Annotated in this window: 14 protein-coding genes; 5 read left to right on the top strand and 9 right to left on the bottom strand. The window is 57.3% G+C overall.

Annotated features, from left to right (window positions below):
- Positions 1-11: 11 nt before the first annotated feature.
- Positions 12-1,439, bottom strand: coding sequence for a hypothetical protein (locus tag ACM6IO_RS24330; RefSeq protein ID WP_414912384.1), 1,428 nt, complete (start codon positions 1,437-1,439; stop codon positions 12-14).
- Between the two features lie 190 nt (positions 1,440-1,629).
- A complete protein-coding gene (locus ACM6IO_RS24325) occupies positions 1,630-1,908 on the bottom strand; it encodes a M20/M25/M40 family metallo-hydrolase (RefSeq protein ID WP_414912431.1) in 279 nt (92 codons plus the stop codon).
- A 330-nt stretch (positions 1,909-2,238) separates the two neighbouring features.
- Between ACM6IO_RS24325 and gabP the strand changes: the two genes are divergently transcribed.
- From gabP to ACM6IO_RS24310, 3 genes are all read left to right on the top strand, one after another.
- Positions 2,239-3,645: a GABA permease gene (gabP, locus tag ACM6IO_RS24320; RefSeq protein WP_192227185.1), complete on the top strand. Its 1,407-nt coding sequence runs from the start codon at positions 2,239-2,241 to the stop codon at positions 3,643-3,645.
- A 109-nt stretch (positions 3,646-3,754) separates the two neighbouring features.
- A complete protein-coding gene (locus tag ACM6IO_RS24315) occupies positions 3,755-4,840 on the top strand; it encodes a GlxA family transcriptional regulator (RefSeq protein WP_414912383.1) in 1,086 nt (361 codons plus the stop codon).
- Positions 4,841-4,991: 151 nt separating this feature from the next.
- Positions 4,992-5,222, top strand: a complete 231-nt coding sequence (locus ACM6IO_RS24310; protein WP_414912382.1) for a hypothetical protein — start codon at positions 4,992-4,994, stop codon at positions 5,220-5,222.
- A gap of 72 nt (positions 5,223-5,294) precedes the next feature.
- On the opposite strand, the gene ACM6IO_RS24305 is transcribed toward ACM6IO_RS24310, so the two are convergent.
- The 7 genes from ACM6IO_RS24305 to ACM6IO_RS24275 all read right to left on the bottom strand — a co-directional run bounded on the left by ACM6IO_RS24305 (position 5,295) and on the right by ACM6IO_RS24275 (position 11,696).
- On the bottom strand, positions 5,295-6,557 hold the full coding sequence (locus ACM6IO_RS24305) for a serine hydrolase domain-containing protein (protein ID WP_414912381.1): 1,263 nt from the start codon (positions 6,555-6,557) through the stop codon (positions 5,295-5,297).
- A gap of 218 nt (positions 6,558-6,775) precedes the next feature.
- Positions 6,776-7,231, bottom strand: coding sequence for a RidA family protein (locus tag ACM6IO_RS24300; RefSeq protein WP_414912380.1), 456 nt, complete (start codon positions 7,229-7,231; stop codon positions 6,776-6,778).
- The gene (locus ACM6IO_RS24295) at positions 7,228-8,112 is read right to left on the bottom strand and encodes a PhzF family phenazine biosynthesis protein (RefSeq protein WP_414912379.1); all 885 of its coding nucleotides are present in this window, start codon (positions 8,110-8,112) and stop codon (positions 7,228-7,230) included. Before ACM6IO_RS24295 ends, ACM6IO_RS24300 begins: the two co-directional genes overlap by 4 nt.
- Positions 8,109-9,155, bottom strand: a complete 1,047-nt coding sequence (locus ACM6IO_RS24290) for an ABC transporter substrate-binding protein (RefSeq protein WP_414912378.1) — start codon at positions 9,153-9,155, stop codon at positions 8,109-8,111. Before ACM6IO_RS24290 ends, ACM6IO_RS24295 begins: the two co-directional genes overlap by 4 nt.
- 34 nt (positions 9,156-9,189) lie before the next feature.
- Positions 9,190-9,954: an ABC transporter permease gene (locus ACM6IO_RS24285; protein ID WP_008041534.1), complete on the bottom strand. Its 765-nt coding sequence runs from the start codon at positions 9,952-9,954 to the stop codon at positions 9,190-9,192.
- Positions 9,951-10,769, bottom strand: a complete 819-nt coding sequence (locus tag ACM6IO_RS24280) for an ABC transporter ATP-binding protein (protein WP_414912377.1) — start codon at positions 10,767-10,769, stop codon at positions 9,951-9,953. The genes ACM6IO_RS24285 and ACM6IO_RS24280 overlap by 4 nt, the downstream gene beginning before the upstream one ends.
- 114 nt (positions 10,770-10,883) lie before the next feature.
- A complete protein-coding gene (locus ACM6IO_RS24275; protein WP_008041536.1) occupies positions 10,884-11,696 on the bottom strand; it encodes an AraC family transcriptional regulator in 813 nt (270 codons plus the stop codon).
- A 370-nt stretch (positions 11,697-12,066) separates the two neighbouring features.
- Here ACM6IO_RS24275 and ACM6IO_RS24270 point away from each other — a divergent pair, with 370 nt between their 5' ends.
- Positions 12,067-13,788, top strand: a complete 1,722-nt coding sequence (locus ACM6IO_RS24270; protein ID WP_223451440.1) for a type I secretion system permease/ATPase — start codon at positions 12,067-12,069, stop codon at positions 13,786-13,788.
- Positions 13,781-15,151, top strand: a complete 1,371-nt coding sequence (locus ACM6IO_RS24265) for an HlyD family type I secretion periplasmic adaptor subunit (RefSeq protein ID WP_414912376.1) — start codon at positions 13,781-13,783, stop codon at positions 15,149-15,151. Before ACM6IO_RS24270 ends, ACM6IO_RS24265 begins: the two co-directional genes overlap by 8 nt.
- Positions 15,152-15,243 lie beyond the last annotated feature (92 nt).

The following is a 15,243-nucleotide window of genomic DNA, read 5'->3' as shown; positions in this document are numbered from 1 at the left end:
GTGGTTCATGATCAAGACGGCGGAAGCCTCGAGTTCTGGATGGTGTCGGCAGCCTCATTTGCTGATGATGAGATGGAGGGTTTGGGTTCCAGAAAGCTCATGATCGGCAGAAAAAAATCTCTTATGAGGTAGGCCTCCGAAAAGTACGCATCAATAACGGTGTATAAAAAGAATGTTCCATCATTCAGTATTAGCGGTATGGATGAGTCGTCAATTTTGAAAGTCTTTATTCTCTTTTTTGCCCCGCCTTTTTGATCGATGTTAGAGAGTCTCTTGTCAAATTCTTCGTAGGTGTAAAATATGTATTCGTGATCCAGGTGCGCAATTTTTATAGTGTCATCTTCCAGCTTGTATTCGAGATGGATTAATTGGGTTATGACGCAGTCATCAAGAATAATTGGTTTTTTGCAAATTTCTTCAAACTGTAAGGTTTTGTCGTTGGAATAACACCAGATGTCGCTATCCGAATCGTTTCGAAAGTATTTGGATGCAGGAGGTATGTTTAGTGTGGTTGTTTTGGCTTTGGCTGTTTTTACTATTTCGCATGTCGCACTTTCAAATTCATCCTCGAGAAATTCCTTAACTGTTTTTGGAAGAATTTGCGGAATGCCCTCCATGAAAAAAAATATCTTCTCTTTTGTTTCAAGAATCATGTTGGACGTTATCAAAAACGACAATTTATCTATCAATAGTTCTTTTTTTGCGCATATAAACATGTCTAGAATGTGTTCTGGTGTATCAATAAAAAACTGTGCTTCTCTGGCGCGATCCATGATTCTAGCGGGTAAGCCAGATAATATTTCGGTATTTTCGGTTACTGAATATAATCCATATTTCTCATATTGCTTGTCAGTGTTGGTGATATCAATGCCTAGATTTTTGTAGTAATAATAAATATCAGTCATTCTCAGATTGGGTTTGTTATAAGTTTTATCTGTGTTTTTCTCTGAGTTTATTTTGTCTTGTATTTTCTTTAAAAGCGTAGCGTGGAAATAGTTTTCGGAATTCTGGCGTTCGGTGTAGTTCTCGGCGCCGGCAATGGTCAGAAGTACACTGTTGAATGTAAGTTCAGATTCCTCGCGCAGGCTTTCATAAGAAAGTTTTTTTAACGCTGATTCGTCGCGCGACGCCAATGCAAGGTTCCATTTTTCAACATCGGGACGTTTGATTGCCTCGCTGTAAAGGCGTTCAATTTTAGCGTTCAGCTGTGATCGTTCAAATGACAGTATCTCCTGTGCTAGTGAGGTGTTGGTCAAGTCGGAAAGAAGGGCGGGTATAACATTTTCAAATAACTCTGAATCATTACTGATGAATTTCTCTGTGATCAGGGGGAACGATCCAGAGTCGGAAAAATCCCCGGAAAATAGTCGTTTGGTAATATCGTTGCTTTCATCTTCTAGTTTGGCAATGAACGCTGAGAGGATCGGAGATATATTCATTCCAGTAAGACCTTATGTAGGCAGGCCGTTGAGCTCGAGAGCCTGCTGATCCGATTCGATCGAAGGGACGATTTCATTTTGTTTGAACATAGTATCTGTCTGCGCTGAATTCCGTGAAGGCAGACTACGGAGTCATCTGCTCCAACCGATGCGCCTGCACCGGTTGGATGGAACGTGCCTGGAAGAAGGATCAGCTGTTGGCTACCTTCACCAAATTGACCCAGTAGGCAGAACCAGTAGCCAGGATCGAGTCATTGAAGTCGTAGTTGGGCGTGTGGACGTTTGCCATTGCGCAGGCCCGGGCATCTTCGGTTGGTTGAAAGATGAAGTGAATGGTGCCGGGGAAGTCTCGGTTCAACGAAAAGTAGCGTACTGCTCCCAACAGCATGGCGGTATGGCCGTCATGACCACACGCGTGCATTTTGCCCTCGTGAACGGACTTGTGTTCGCACTGCGAGCATTCCTCGATTTTGATTACCCTTGGAGGTCAGCCAGCTCAGGCTCTGGACACTAACGGCGCCCACGGGGCATTCGCCGAGGTAGTAAACCGGTAATGGGTTGTCACGCTGGCGCATGTCGATATCAGACTCACAGGTGGCGCGCTCGGGCTACTTGCGTTGAAGACTGGACGCGTAAGGTGACGCGTCATTTAATGGCTGTGTAGTCACGATGACTGATGGGAAATGCTCAGAAGCGTTGAGGTTCGCCGCTTTCGATAAGGGGCAACAGGAAGAAATGATGATCGCCTGACCCTCAGTCAGCACGCTCTAACGTCGATCACCAGAGAACAAAAAAAACAATGAATAGCCTGAACTCTAAAGATTCGAACGGTCAGTTGGCACAGGGTTTCAAGCCGCGCCACGTCACTATGCTTTCCATCGCGGGGATTATCGGAGCAGGTTTGTTTGTCGGGTCGGGACATGCCATCGCTGCCGCCGGTCCGGCGGTATTGCTGGCGTATCTGTTCTCCGGCCTTTTAGTCGTTCTGGTCATGCGCATGCTGGGCGAAATGGCGGTTGCCAACCCGGACACCGGATCCTTTTCCACCTATGCAGACCAGGCAATCGGGCGTTGGGCGGGCTTCACCATCGGCTGGCTGTATTGGTGGTTCTGGGTGCTGGTGATCCCCATCGAGGCGCTCGCGGCCGGGCATGTATTGAACCAATGGTTCCCACAGATCGATACCTGGTTGTTTGCCTTGCTGTCGATCATCCTGCTGGTCGTGACCAATCTCTTCAGCGTGTCCAAATACGGCGAGTTCGAATTCTGGTTTGCGATGGCCAAGGTCGTGGCGATCATCGGGTTTATCGGCCTTGGTTTTGCGGTGCTGATGGGGTGGATTCCCGAGCGGGAAGCCAGCGGGTTGAGTCGACTCATGGACGAATATGGCGGGTTTGCGCCCAACGGTTTGTCAGCGGTCGTCGGCGCATTCATCACCATCATGTTCAGCTTCATCGGTACGGAAGCGGTGACCATTGCGGCCGCCGAATCCAGCAACCCTGCTCAGAACATCGCCAAAGCCACACGCTCGGTGATCTGGCGGATCGGGGTGTTCTACTTGCTGTCCATTTTCGTGGTCATTTCCGTGGTGCCCTGGAATGATCCGTTGCTGGCGTCTGTCGGCTCTTACCAGCGGGCACTGGAGCTGATGAACATTCCCCATGCCAAGTTGCTGGTGGATGTGGTGGTGTTGATTGCCGTGGCCAGCTGCATGAACTCGTCGATCTATATTTCCTCGCGCATGTTGTTTTCGCTGGGTAAGCGCGGTGATGCACCGAAACCATTGAAGGTGACGTCGTCGGCGGGTGTGCCGAGGGCTGCGGTAATCGCCAGCACCGTGCTGGGTGCCGGGGTGACCTTGTTCAGCTACTTCATGCCCGCCGGTTTATTCCAGTTTCTGCTCGCCAGCTCTGGCGCCATTGCGTTGCTGGTGTACCTGGTTATCGCCGTGTCGCAATTGCGCATGCGCAGGATTCTGCGTCGGCAGAACGTCACGCTGACCTTCAAGATGTGGTTGTTTCCCTGGCTGACCTGGTTCGTCATCGCCTTCATCAGCGCAGCGTTGGCGGTGATGATGGTGACGCCCGAACACCGTATGGAGGTTTCTTCGACCATCGTCCTGGCGCTGGTGATTTCCTTTATCGGCCTTGTGACCACGCGTCACCACGGGCAGCCGCAGAGGGTGGCGGCGGCGGAAAGTGCATAGCCGCTTCAGCGTAAACCTGCTTGCGATCTTATAAGTACGCGAGCAGTGGTGGGGCGGTAAAACCGCCCGCGCCACGGGCCATTACCGCTCACTGGGAGAATAATCTTCGATGGCATATGACACCCCCAGGGCCGTTTCTCCCCAAACCATTGGTTTTTTGCTGCTGGACCAATTCACTTTGATTTCTCTGGCCTCTGCTGTAGAGCCGCTACGAATGGCCAACCAGCTGACCGGTCAGGAGCTGTATCGCTGGCACACTTTCAGTTTGGGAGGCGAGCAGGTATGGGCAAGCGACGGCATGCCGATCACTCCGGATGCATCGATCAATAACGCACCGATGCTTGATACCGTGATTGTCTGCGGAGGCATCGGCATTCAAAGCGCCGTGACCCGGGAGCACGTTGTCTGGTTGCGAGCCCAGGCGCGACGCTCGAAGCGGATCGGGGGCGTGTGCACAGGCAGTTGGGCCTTGGCCCAGGCAGGCTTGCTCGACGGGTTCGATTGCAGCGTGCACTGGGAATTTCTGGCCGCCATGCAGGAAGCTTTTCCGCGCGTGAACCTCAGCTCCAGTTTATTCACTCTCGACCGGGACCGCTTCACCAGCTCCGGTGGAACCGCGCCAATGGACATGATGCTGCACCTGATCAGTCGCGATCATGGTCATGAACTGTCAGCGGCCATTTCCGAGATGTTCGTCTACGAGCGAATCCGCACCGAGCAGGATCACCAACGAGTGCCCCTCAAGCACATGCTCGGCACCCATCAACCGAAGTTGCAGGAAATCGTCGCCTTGATGGAGGCCAATCTGGAAGAGCCGATCGAGCTCGACGAACTGGCGAGTTATGTTGGCTTGTCCCGTCGACAGCTCGAGCGGTTGTTTCAGAAATATCTACATTCCTCGCCGTCGCGGTATTACCTCAAATTGCGCCTGATCCGCGCACGTCAGTTGCTCAAGCAAACGCCGATCTCCATCGTAGAGTTGTCGGTGGTGTGCGGCTTTGTGTCCACCCCCCATTTCTCAAAGTGCTATCGCGAGTGTTTCGGCATTCCACCCAGCGATGAGCGACTGGTGGCGCAACCGCAAGTGGCAGCAAGTCCGACTCTGCAAGTACTTCCGCCGGCAAGGCCGATGAATTTGCTGGATCAGGCGCGTGACGAGTCAACGTTCGCAAGTATCAAGATTATGAAACCCTGAACAAGCGAGCTGGCGTCATTCCAGACACCCGCAAATTAAATACCTCCCATTTCCTTAAGCACAGTGGGGCGGGCTGTGGAGCATCGTACTTTGTATGGTGCTGTACACGGGCGTCACCGGGTTGCTCGGAGCCAATTGAACGGCAAGCCTGATGAGCATGTTCCCGAGGCAGGCGGGGGCGAGTGTCGCCCTGGGTATTTCGGTGCAATTCGCCACCGGGGCGCTGGCCAGTCTGTGGGGCAGTCACCTGGCTGATGGCACTTCATGGCCCATGTGCCTGGTGGTGGGAAGCTGCGGGGTTGGCTGCCTGATTGCGTATGGCATCTCGATCCACGCGCCTGTCAATCAGGACGCCCATGCCGACACGCTAGAACAACATTAGAGAACAAATTCTGGCTGTCTTCTTCATGTATAGGCGTTTTTCCAACGCCTATACATGAACCCGAGAAACCGGTTACTGAAGGGTATTGCTGATGGCGTCAAAGGCGACCATGTCGTCGATAACCTCACCACCGGTGGGTTTGGTCTGTGCTTGCCACACTACAATCACCACATTTTTGGTCGGGTTGATGTAGAGGTACTGACCAAAAGTGCCTGCAGCAGTAAAGGCTTTATCGGCCTTGGATGCATCGGTCCAGCCTGGCCACCACATGTTGGCAAAGTCACCGTAGGCCGCATCTGTGCCAGTGGTCGCGCTGGCGAAGCTCATCCAGTCTTCAGGCAACACTTGCTGTGCACCGGCCTTGCCGCCGCTGAGGAAAAACTGGCCAAAACGCCCGTAATCTTCAAGGGTTGCACTGATGCCGCTGCCGCCCACTTCATTGCCATTGGGGCCGTCGAGCCACCATTTGGCATCGGTTTGCATGCCATAGGGAACCCAGATCTTTTCGCTCAGGTATTGCGTCAGTGGCTTGCCCACGGCGGCGCTGACCAGTTGTCCCAAGACTTGCGTTTCACCGGTGCTGTAGTTGGTGCGAGTGCCAGGAGGTGCAGCGGTGGGCAGGCTTGCCATGAAATTGAGGAGCGATCCAGGCACTTGTTCGATTCGCAGCTTGATCAACTGTCGTTCGTCCGATGTTGGATCAGTGTATTTCTCGTTCCATTTGATTCCGGAGCGCATGGACAGAATTTGACGTACGGTGACCTGGTCGTATCCGCTACCGGCCAGCGCGGGTAAATAGTGGGTGACTTTGTCATCGAGGCTTTTGATGGCGCCGTCCTGCAAGGCAGCGCCCACGAGGGTAGAGGTGATAGATTTCGCCACCGACATCGACATCCAGCGGGTGTCGGCGGTATTACCTTTTTCGTATCGCTCAGTCACGATTTTACCGTCCTTGAGCACCAACAGGCCTGTTACCCGATTCAGCGCAACGTAGTCATCGAGACTGTAGCGCTTGCCTTTATAGTCAAAGGCAACCGGGCCGAGTGGCGTGCCGCTGCGCGGTAACGGGAAAGGGTGGCTGCCCGCCTTGATGGCCCGCACAGGAAACAAACGATCAGTATTGCGAAAGGTAGTGACGGCCAGGTCCTCGCTGAGATTGCCGTCATAAATGGCCTGCACTTCGCCAATCGGCTCCAGCGCAGGTTGTTGGTAGGACTTCGTGGGACCAGGAGTGGCCGCCCAGGCGGTCAACGATAGCGCGAGTGTCGAAACACACACCACCACGTGGAGATGGCTGCGCTTAACGAGCGATGGATGGCGAGGGAGCATTGGCATAAACACCTTCCTATTGTTTCTTGTTGTTTTGTCAGGGGGAAGTTTGCAAGGCGGAATTTTTTTGGGCGCGTGGGATCGGGCCTGATCACGCGCGGAATCGGGCCATGGATAAGAGGCAAGCGTCGACATTGGCTCCCAGGCCGCAGTCGCGCTGAGGAATGTGCCACTTCAACGCGAGAGCTTTCATGGTTGATTGATTGGCCTGGTGAGAAAGCGCTCTAACGCACTGCCGCCACCAGTTCCAATTCCAGCAATCCGCTGCCTGGAAGCCCGGCGACGCCCAGCGCGGAGCGCGCGTGTTGCCCGCGCTCACCAAACAGCTCGATCAGCAAACGCGAAGCTTCGTCGAGAATTTTTGAGTATTCCTGGTAACCGTCCTCGGCATAGACAAATCCGCGTACGAACAGAATCCGCTCGACGCATTCCAGATCACCGGTCGCTTGTTCCAGCGCACTCAAAGCGCGCAACACACAGGTGCGAGCAGCCAGGATCAAGGTTTCTGCAGGCATGTCTGCCCGAGCCGGACCTTTGATTACACTGTCGGCCAGGCGACACACCTGCCCGCTGACATAGGCCACACCACTGTGGATCACCACCGGCACGTAGTCACCCTTGGGGGCAGGGGCATCGGGCAATTGCAGGCCCAACAGCTTCAGTTTCTCTCGAATGCTCATGGGGTCACCTGCGCAAAACTCACCGGCCCGCCGAGCCACAATCCCTGGATCTGCTCCTGAGCATCCCGGCGAAAGCGCAACGATATCTCCGAAGGGCGGCCCATAGCCCGACCCTGACGAACACGCACCGGGCGTTCATCAGCACTCACCAGGCCGTTTTCCAGCAACCCGAAGGCCAAGGCAGCGGCCGCAATACCGGTGGCCGCATCTTCGGGATAGCCGGAGGATTTTGGAAACTGTCGTGCGTCGAATTGGCGAGTGGCGAGGTCCAGTGCTGCGTAGGGGTACAAACCGGTTGAGCCGATGCGCTCGCACAATTGCTCAACCCGTCGGAAGTCGGGTTTCAGTCCATCCAGCACCGCTACGCTCTTGAGCGGGATCAGGGTTTTCACCCGGCTGGTGGCCGCGTTCTGGATGGGTAGCGGAGCCAACTCATTGGAGCTGATGCCCAGCACCGAGAGGATTTCCGCTTCGATGTCCGAGGACGAGAGCGTTTCGACCTGACCTATGGGCTGGGTGATTTCGATCTGTACGCCACCATCCCCATCGCGCATGACCCGCGCGTCCACGCGTCCACTCAAGGTCCAGATCGACAGTTGATCCTTAGGCAACATCCCCAGTCGGTCCAGCAGCCAGACGGCGCCGACCGAGGCATGTCCACACATCTCCATTTCGTGGTTCGGCACCCAGAAACGGAAGCTGAAGTCATAGTCGGTTCCGGCCGGTGGCGAACAGACGAAGCCGCATTCGTGACCATAAGCCTGGGCCACTGCCTGCATGTCGGCAGCGCTCATACCGTCGGCGCGAGCAACGGTTGGTGCCGGGTTGCCGCCGTTTTCCGCAGCAGGGAATACATTGACCAGATGAACTTGCGGGGTCATTTCTGCGCTCCTTGAGCGTCCGATAAAACGGGTGCAACTGCATCGACGATGGCATTGGTAAATACTGTGTGCGGATCAAGGCTGACCGGTTCCGCTTCGACAGCGTTCATGAAACTGATGTTCTTCTGGACGCCCGACAACTCGACCCTTGGCGTGGCCGGGTAAGAGGGCAGTGACGCTGTCCATGCCGAATCGAAAATCGGCGCGGCGGTGTGAGCGAAGTACGGCCGCACGGCTTCCCGAGCCTTGTCCGGATCGGTGGCGATCAGTTGCTCGGCGCGCCACAGGGCCTTCACCATTTTTCGTGCGGTGTCGGTGTTACTGGCCAGCCAGTCTTCCCGGGCAATCATCGCTGTAAAGAGGAAACCGTTGAGCGGCGGATATTCACCCTTGGCCAGGTCCATCAGCACAAATCCCCCTTGCTGTTCGGCGGTGGTGATAGTCGGTGGTGACAGCGAAAAACCATTGATGCTGCCCTGGGAAAACGCCGCCAGCATGTTCGGCGCGCCGCCAATCGGCATGATGGTCAGGTCTTTGTCCGGACTCAGGCCTGCGTCCTTGGCCAGATAGCGAACCAGCATATCGGTGGTGCTGCCGGGACCGGTGACACCGATTTTCAATCCTTTCAAGGCTTGTGCCCGGGCAGTCAGCGGTGACGCCGCGGATACGCCCGCGTTCTTGGCAGATGACGCATCGATCACCACCGTGCTGCCGAACTGGGTTTGCACTGAGGCGAATGCCTGGACATTCTGGCCCTTGGTGCGGGCACGAATCGCCACGGCAGGCAGGCCGACATAGGCGTCGGCATCACGTCCGAGCACAGCGGTAAGGGCTGCAGAACCGCCTTTTTGGAAGACGATGACTTCGATGTCGAGCCCTTCTTCGGCGAAATAGCCGAGCTTCTGCGCGACATAGATCGGCACATACAAGAAGCCTTCACTGGGAAACGCCAGTTTGACCTTGGTCAACTCGGCGGCCTGGGTCGCGAACCCACAGAGCAATACGCTGGCGAACGCGGTCGCCGTTACTAGACGTTTGAACATGATGAAACTCCGGATAATCAAATCGTAGGTGTGCTCAAACCGCCACTTCACGTTCGGCGTCGTTGGCTTTCCACGGCATCAAACGGCGTTCGGCCAGCTTGACCGCGGTATTGAGGATCAGCGCCAGGGCAATGATGCCCACCAGCGCGGCGAACACACCGGCGGTGTCAAACTGCGAAGCCGCGTCGGAGAGCAAGTAGCCGAGCCCGCGATTGGCAGCGATGATTTCACCCACCAGTGCGCCGATCAGGGCGTACGGCACCGACAGGCGCAACCCGGTAAACACCCAGGTGAACGCGGAGGGAATGACCACCATGCTCAACAAATCACGCTCGCGGGCGCCCATCAGGCGCAGGATGGTCAACTGCTCGCGGGACACGTTGCGCACACCGCTGTAGGTATTGAGGAACACCAGGAAGAACACCACTGCCGCGGTCAGAATGACTTTCATCGGCAAGCCGATGCCGAACCAGAGGATAAACAATGGCGCGAGAGCGACCTTCGGCAAGCTGTAGAACGCGGTGAGGAAGGGGTCGAGGATGTCGGCCAGGACTTTGGCCCGCCCTAACAGCAGGCCAGCAGCGAGACCGGCGACCGAGCCGAAGAAGAATCCGAGTACGGCTTCCAGCGTGGTAATCCCTGCGTGGTAGAAAAACACGCCGTTGAGCAGGATCTTCCACAAACTGGCCGCCACGGCAGAAGGCCGGCTGATGAAAAACTCGACGCCGAACCAACGGGAAATGCCTTCCCACAGCACCAGCAGAAACACCAGGAACAGCAAGCGATAGACCTGAATCATAGGGCCTCCAGAGAGTGAGCCGGCGAGGAAGGATCGGCGGCACCGGCGATGTCTGGGGCCAGGCGCTGCCAAAGGGCGGCGCAGAGTTCGACGTAGTGCGGATCGGAACGCAGTTGCACCAGATTGCGTGGCTGCGCCAGTGACACCTCAAGGATGTGATCGATGGTGCCGGGACGTCCGGCAAAGACCACGCAGCGATCGGCGAGGGCGATGGCTTCGTCGACATCGTGGGTGACGAACAGCACGGTTTTTTTCAGTTTCTTGCACAGTCGCAACAGTTCGGTTTGCAGCGTGAGGCGCATCTGCGCGTCGAGGGCTCCAAACGGTTCGTCCATCAGCAAGGTCTCAGGATCGCTGGCCAGCAATCGGGCCATCGCAGCACGTTTTCGCATGCCACCGGACAGTTGGTTCGGGTAGCTGGCACCGAAACCGGTCAGCCCGACCAGCGCCAACAGTTCCTCGACGCGCACGTCGATTTCACGCTTGCCCAGGCGCCGGATCTGCAACGGTACGGCGATGTTGCCGGCGACTGTGCGCCATGGCAGCAAGTGGTCAGCCTGGGTCATGTAGCCGACGCGGGTGTTGACGCCTTTGACTTCGGCGCCGTCGTAATGAACCCGACCTTCGGTAGGACCGAACAGCCCCGCGGTCATGTTCAACAACGTCGATTTGCCGCACCCGGACGGGCCGACCAACGTAATGATTTCGCCACGCTGGATCTCAAGCGATACATTGCGCACGGCCACAAACTGGCGCCCATCGACCTTAAAGCTCTTCTGCACATCAGCGAAACTGATAAAGGGTTCTTGCCTCACGGCCCCATCCTCTTGTTGTTTTATCAGGGCTCAGGATGCAGGGCGGATGAATTCCGGGCGCACGGGATCGGGCCTCATCATGCGCGAGATCGGGCCATGGATAATCGGGAGGGTTTACCGGTTGGTGTTACGGCGAAACTCGTCAGGCGAGCAGCCCTGCGCGCGTCGGAAAACCTGGGCCAGGTGGGAAGGGGACTCGTAGCCGACACTGTTGGCAATCTCCAGCACCGACATGCGCGTGTGCTGCAGCAGGTTCTTCACTCGCTCCAGGCGCATGCGCTGAACGCAGGCCAACACGGATTCGCCAGTGTGTTGGGCAAACAAGCGGGTGAGGTGGCGTCGTGAAACATGAAAGGCTTCAGCGATCTCGTCCAATCCCGGAGACTGTTCAAGGTTGCCATCCAGATAGCGCTGAACATCACGCACCAATGCCGCACCATGACGTTCGGTCGAAGAACGTTGCAGGCTTGGCTGGCTCAGGGAAATCGCCAGGCATTCCAGGAGCAGCAAGTGGTCGGTCTGGGTGATTTGCCGACGCCGATCCACGTAGCGATCCGGTTGACTGAAGGCCTTTTTCGCCAGTAATAGATGATGAAACGGTGCCGAGGCGTGCCAGATACCCAACGTCGGTACTCGCAACAAACGATTGGCATCACCGGACAGATCACGCAGGGCATAGCTCATGTAATCCGGGTCGACATAGAACGCAACGTGCCCCTGGCTCACTGTCATTGACGATGAGGAATGGCTCCACTGGGGTGGGACCAATACGAACTGTCGGTCAACTATCGACGTCGAACGGCCGCTTTGTTCGTCCTTGAATCGCAACAAACCATGCTCCGGCACCATGATCATGAATTCATCATGCTCATGGGCAGCGGTTTCATAGGCTCCATTGGAGTTGAAGACGCTGTAGATTTCACGCATTGGCCGCACCGGATCGCGTCAGTCAGGTGCAAATACTAATACGCGGCGGAGGGAGAAATCTCAAGATTGGATAAAACCAGCAATTACTACCCGCCCGTCTCAGAAGGATTTGCGATCCCCTGCAACGAAGAGGTCGCGGTCTTCCATGCTTTCTCACTCGTGGCGCTGTGCAACATCCCCGCCCGTCACCCCCAACAACCCGGCCCGCACTAACCCGAGGTTGCGTTGTCAGTATTTCACGCCTAGCGACGAGGATCGTCTCTGATTAGCGGCACGTCAGACTACGTCTATTTTTTTCCAACGCCTGAGGGCAAAAAGCTCGCGATGGATTGCGTCTTGGACCGACTATTCCTTTTGCGGGCGACACTCTATGGGTTTGCTTCTCGATCCACGGCATGACATTGATGCCGCGTTATTAAGCTATCGCCGTGTGTTCTGGTCGTTGGCGCTGTTCAGTGGTGTGATCAACCTGCTGGTGCTGGTGCCGTCGCTCTACATGATGCAGGTGTACGACCGGGTCCTGACCAGTCGCAACGAAACCACCTTATTCATGCTCACCTTGATCGCCCTGGGACTGTTCATGTTCAGCGCCCTGATCGAGTGGGCACGCGGCGAGGTGATGATTCGCATGAGCGCCGGGCTGGACGAGGCCCTGGGCGAGCGGATTTTCGATGCCGCCTTCGCCCGCAGCCTGCGTGAGCACAACGCGAACCCGGCGCAGGTGCTCACCGATCTGGCGACGCTACGGCAGTTAATCACCGGCCAGGGCCTGATCGCCTTGCTGGATGCACCGTGGTTGCCCATCTTCGTGCTGGTGGCGTTCATCTTTCATCCTTGGTTCGGCGTGCTGACGCTGGTTCTCGCGCTGGTACTGATCGGCCTGGCGCTGTGGGGCGAGTTAGCGACTCGCACACGCCTGGACGAAGCCAATCGCCTGGGCGTGCAGTCGTCGATCTATGTAAACAGCACGCTACAAAATGCCGAAGTCATCCGGGCTCTGGGCATGCTCGGGCCGTTGCGCCAGCGCTGGAGCCTGCTGCAGCAACGCATCATTGCCGCCCAGTCCCATGCCAGCGACCGCGGCGCGCGTATCACCGCGACGACCCGCTTCGTGCGCATCTCCGGACAGTCGCTGGCCCTGGGCCTGGGGGCGCTGCTGGTACTGGAAGGCCAATTGTCTGCGGGCATGATGATTGCGATGTCGCTGCTGCTGGGGCGTGCCCTGGCTCCCGTGGAAATCGCCATTGGTTCGTGGAAGCAATTCAACTCTGGACGCCAGAGTTACCAGCGCCTGAGCCAACTGCTTGCTCAGCAACCGCGCGAGCGCCTGCGCATGCCGTTGCCACCGCCCACCGGCGCGCTGCGCCTGGATCAGGTGTATGTCGGCCCGCCCGGCGCCTCGCAACCGATCCTGAGGGGCATCAATTTCAGCCTGACCAAAGGTGAAGTGCTCGCCGTCGTTGGCCCCAGCGCCAGCGGTAAATCAACGCTGGCCAAGGCGCTGGTCGGGGTATGGCCGGCCATGGGCGGGTCGGTGCGCCTGGACGACGCCGAGATCAGTCAATGGTCCCACGACGCCCTGGGCCCGCACCTTGGATACCTGCCGCAGGACATTGAACTGTTCGACGGCAGTGTGGCCGACAACATTGCCCGCTTCGGCGAGCAGGACGCCGACAAGATCATCGCCGCAGGGTGTCACGCCGGCATTCACGAGATGATCCTCAAATTCCCCAAGGGTTACGATACGCCGCTGGGCCCCGGAGGGCTTGGCTTGTCCGGTGGACAAAAGCAACGCCTCGGCCTGGCTCGCGCGCTCTATGGGCACCCTTCGCTGATCGTGCTCGATGAACCCAACTCCAATCTCGATGAAGCCGGAGAGGTGGCGCTGGTGCAGGCCATCAATGCGCTCAAGGCTACTGGCAGCACCGTGGTGCTGATTACCCACCGGCCGAATGTGCTGGCAGTGGTTGATCACATCCTGGTGCTCAAGGACGGTACTCAACATGCATTCGGTCCAAGGGATCGGTTGCTCAAGGCATTGAGACCGGGGCCAAGACCGGCCGCGGTCAGGGAGGCTGGCGGAGATGCGTGATCTGACCCCAGAGGCACAAACGTACAGTGAGCATGGGCTGAGTGCGCGCGGCACCACAGTGCAGCCACGCGCCAGCACCGACGCCGGGGGCGCGGCACGCTATGGTGTGGGTTTCCTGGTCCTGACACTGGGCGGTTTCCTGCTCTGGGCCTGTCTGGCGCCACTCGACCAGGGTGTCGTGGGCAGCGGCACCGTGGTGGTGGCGGGCGAACGCAAGGCTGTGCAGTCGTTGGTCGGTGGGGTGGTAGAAAAGCTGCTGGTCAGCGAAGGCGAGCGCGTCACCCAGGGACAGTTGCTGGTCCAGCTCAATACGGTGCAGGCGCAGGCGCAACGGGACGTGACTTTGGGCAAGTTGCTCAATGATCGTAGCGTCGAGGCGCGGTTGATCGCCGAGCGCCTGGGTTCAGCCGAGATCCAATGGCCCGTTGAACTGCTGGAGCGTGCCGACGAGCCGCGGGTCAAGGCCGCCATGGCCTTACAGCGCCAGCTGTTTCTGACCCGCCGTGCAGAACTGGGCAGCCGTTTGCAGATCATCGAACACGAAGCCGCGGCCTTGCAGCAGCAATTGCTCGGCTACGAGGGCGTCAAGCGCAACTACGACGCGCAGATGCACTTCCAGCAGCAGGAGCTGGAAGGCCTGCGCAATCTTGCCCGTGAAGGTTACATTCCGCGTAACAAACTGCTCGAGGCCGAGCGCAATGCAGCCCAATTGGCTGGACAGATTTCCTCCGGAGTGGGCGATGTTGGCAGGACCCGCCAGGCGATCAGCGAAAGCCGGCTCAAGGCCTTGCAGGCGCAGCAGGAATTTCGCCGCGATGCCGAAACGCAGCTCAGCGAAGTCTCTGCCGAGGCGGCCGGTTATGCCGATCAGATTCATGCCTTGCAGTTTGAAGTCGACAACGGCGCGATCCGTGCGCCGGTATCCGGACAGGTCATGGACGTGAGCATTCACACGGTCGGGGGCGTTGCGCAGGCTGGCCAAACCCTGATGCAGGTGGTACCGCTGGATGCGCCGATGGCGATCACCGCGCGTTTCGAGCCGCTGATGGCCAATAAGCTACGCCCGGGTTTGCCGGTGCATGTGCATTTCACTGCCCTGCAACGGGTGGATACGCCGACGGTCACCGGCACTGTGACTACGGTGTCGGCGGACCAGTTGATCAATGAACAGACGCACCAGCCGTACTTTTCCGCCAAGGTTGAAATTCCCGCCGACACCGTCGCCTCGCTGCAGGCCGCTGGTCTGCTGGTGCGCCCCGGCATGCTCGCCGATGTCACGGTGGTGACGGGGGAACGCACCTTGATGAATTACCTGATGAAACCTTTGCGTGAGCGCTTGCTTGCGGCCTTCAAAGAGGAATGAGCGTGAAGCCAGTCCTGCGCTGGCAGCGCGACTGGCCGTGGTGAATTGTGGCGAGGGGATAAATCCCCTCGCCACAATAGTCTGTGTGGGTC

The sequence above is a fragment of the Pseudomonas sp. IT-P44 genome, assembly GCF_949768225.1.
GTDB lineage: Bacteria > Pseudomonadota > Gammaproteobacteria > Pseudomonadales > Pseudomonadaceae > Aquipseudomonas > Aquipseudomonas migulae.
Note: the sequence above shows the minus strand (reverse complement) of the source record. Positions and strands in the feature narration are given on the sequence as shown.

Excerpts from the sequence above, each read along its gene's own strand:
- ACM6IO_RS24315 (WP_414912383.1), top strand. The coding sequence starts at position 3,755 with ATGGCATATGACACCCCCAGGGCCGTTTCTCCCCAAACCATTGGTTTT.
- ACM6IO_RS24285 (WP_008041534.1), bottom strand. The coding sequence starts at position 9,954 with ATGATTCAGGTCTATCGCTTGCTGTTCCTGGTGTTTCTGCTGGTGCTG.
- ACM6IO_RS24330 (WP_414912384.1), bottom strand. The coding sequence starts at position 1,439 with ATGAATATATCTCCGATCCTCTCAGCGTTCATTGCCAAACTAGAAGAT.
- ACM6IO_RS24290 (WP_414912378.1), bottom strand. The coding sequence starts at position 9,155 with ATGTTCAAACGTCTAGTAACGGCGACCGCGTTCGCCAGCGTATTGCTC.
- ACM6IO_RS24300 (WP_414912380.1), bottom strand. The coding sequence starts at position 7,231 with ATGAGCATTCGAGAGAAACTGAAGCTGTTGGGCCTGCAATTGCCCGAT.
- ACM6IO_RS24270 (WP_223451440.1), top strand. The coding sequence starts at position 12,067 with ATGGGTTTGCTTCTCGATCCACGGCATGACATTGATGCCGCGTTATTA.
- ACM6IO_RS24275 (WP_008041536.1), bottom strand. The coding sequence starts at position 11,696 with ATGCGTGAAATCTACAGCGTCTTCAACTCCAATGGAGCCTATGAAACC.
- ACM6IO_RS24310 (WP_414912382.1), top strand. The coding sequence starts at position 4,992 with ATGAGCATGTTCCCGAGGCAGGCGGGGGCGAGTGTCGCCCTGGGTATT.
- gabP (WP_192227185.1), top strand. The coding sequence starts at position 2,239 with ATGAATAGCCTGAACTCTAAAGATTCGAACGGTCAGTTGGCACAGGGT.
- ACM6IO_RS24265 (WP_414912376.1), top strand. The coding sequence starts at position 13,781 with ATGCGTGATCTGACCCCAGAGGCACAAACGTACAGTGAGCATGGGCTG.
- ACM6IO_RS24305 (WP_414912381.1), bottom strand. The coding sequence starts at position 6,557 with ATGCCAATGCTCCCTCGCCATCCATCGCTCGTTAAGCGCAGCCATCTC.
- ACM6IO_RS24295 (WP_414912379.1), bottom strand. The coding sequence starts at position 8,112 with ATGACCCCGCAAGTTCATCTGGTCAATGTATTCCCTGCTGCGGAAAAC.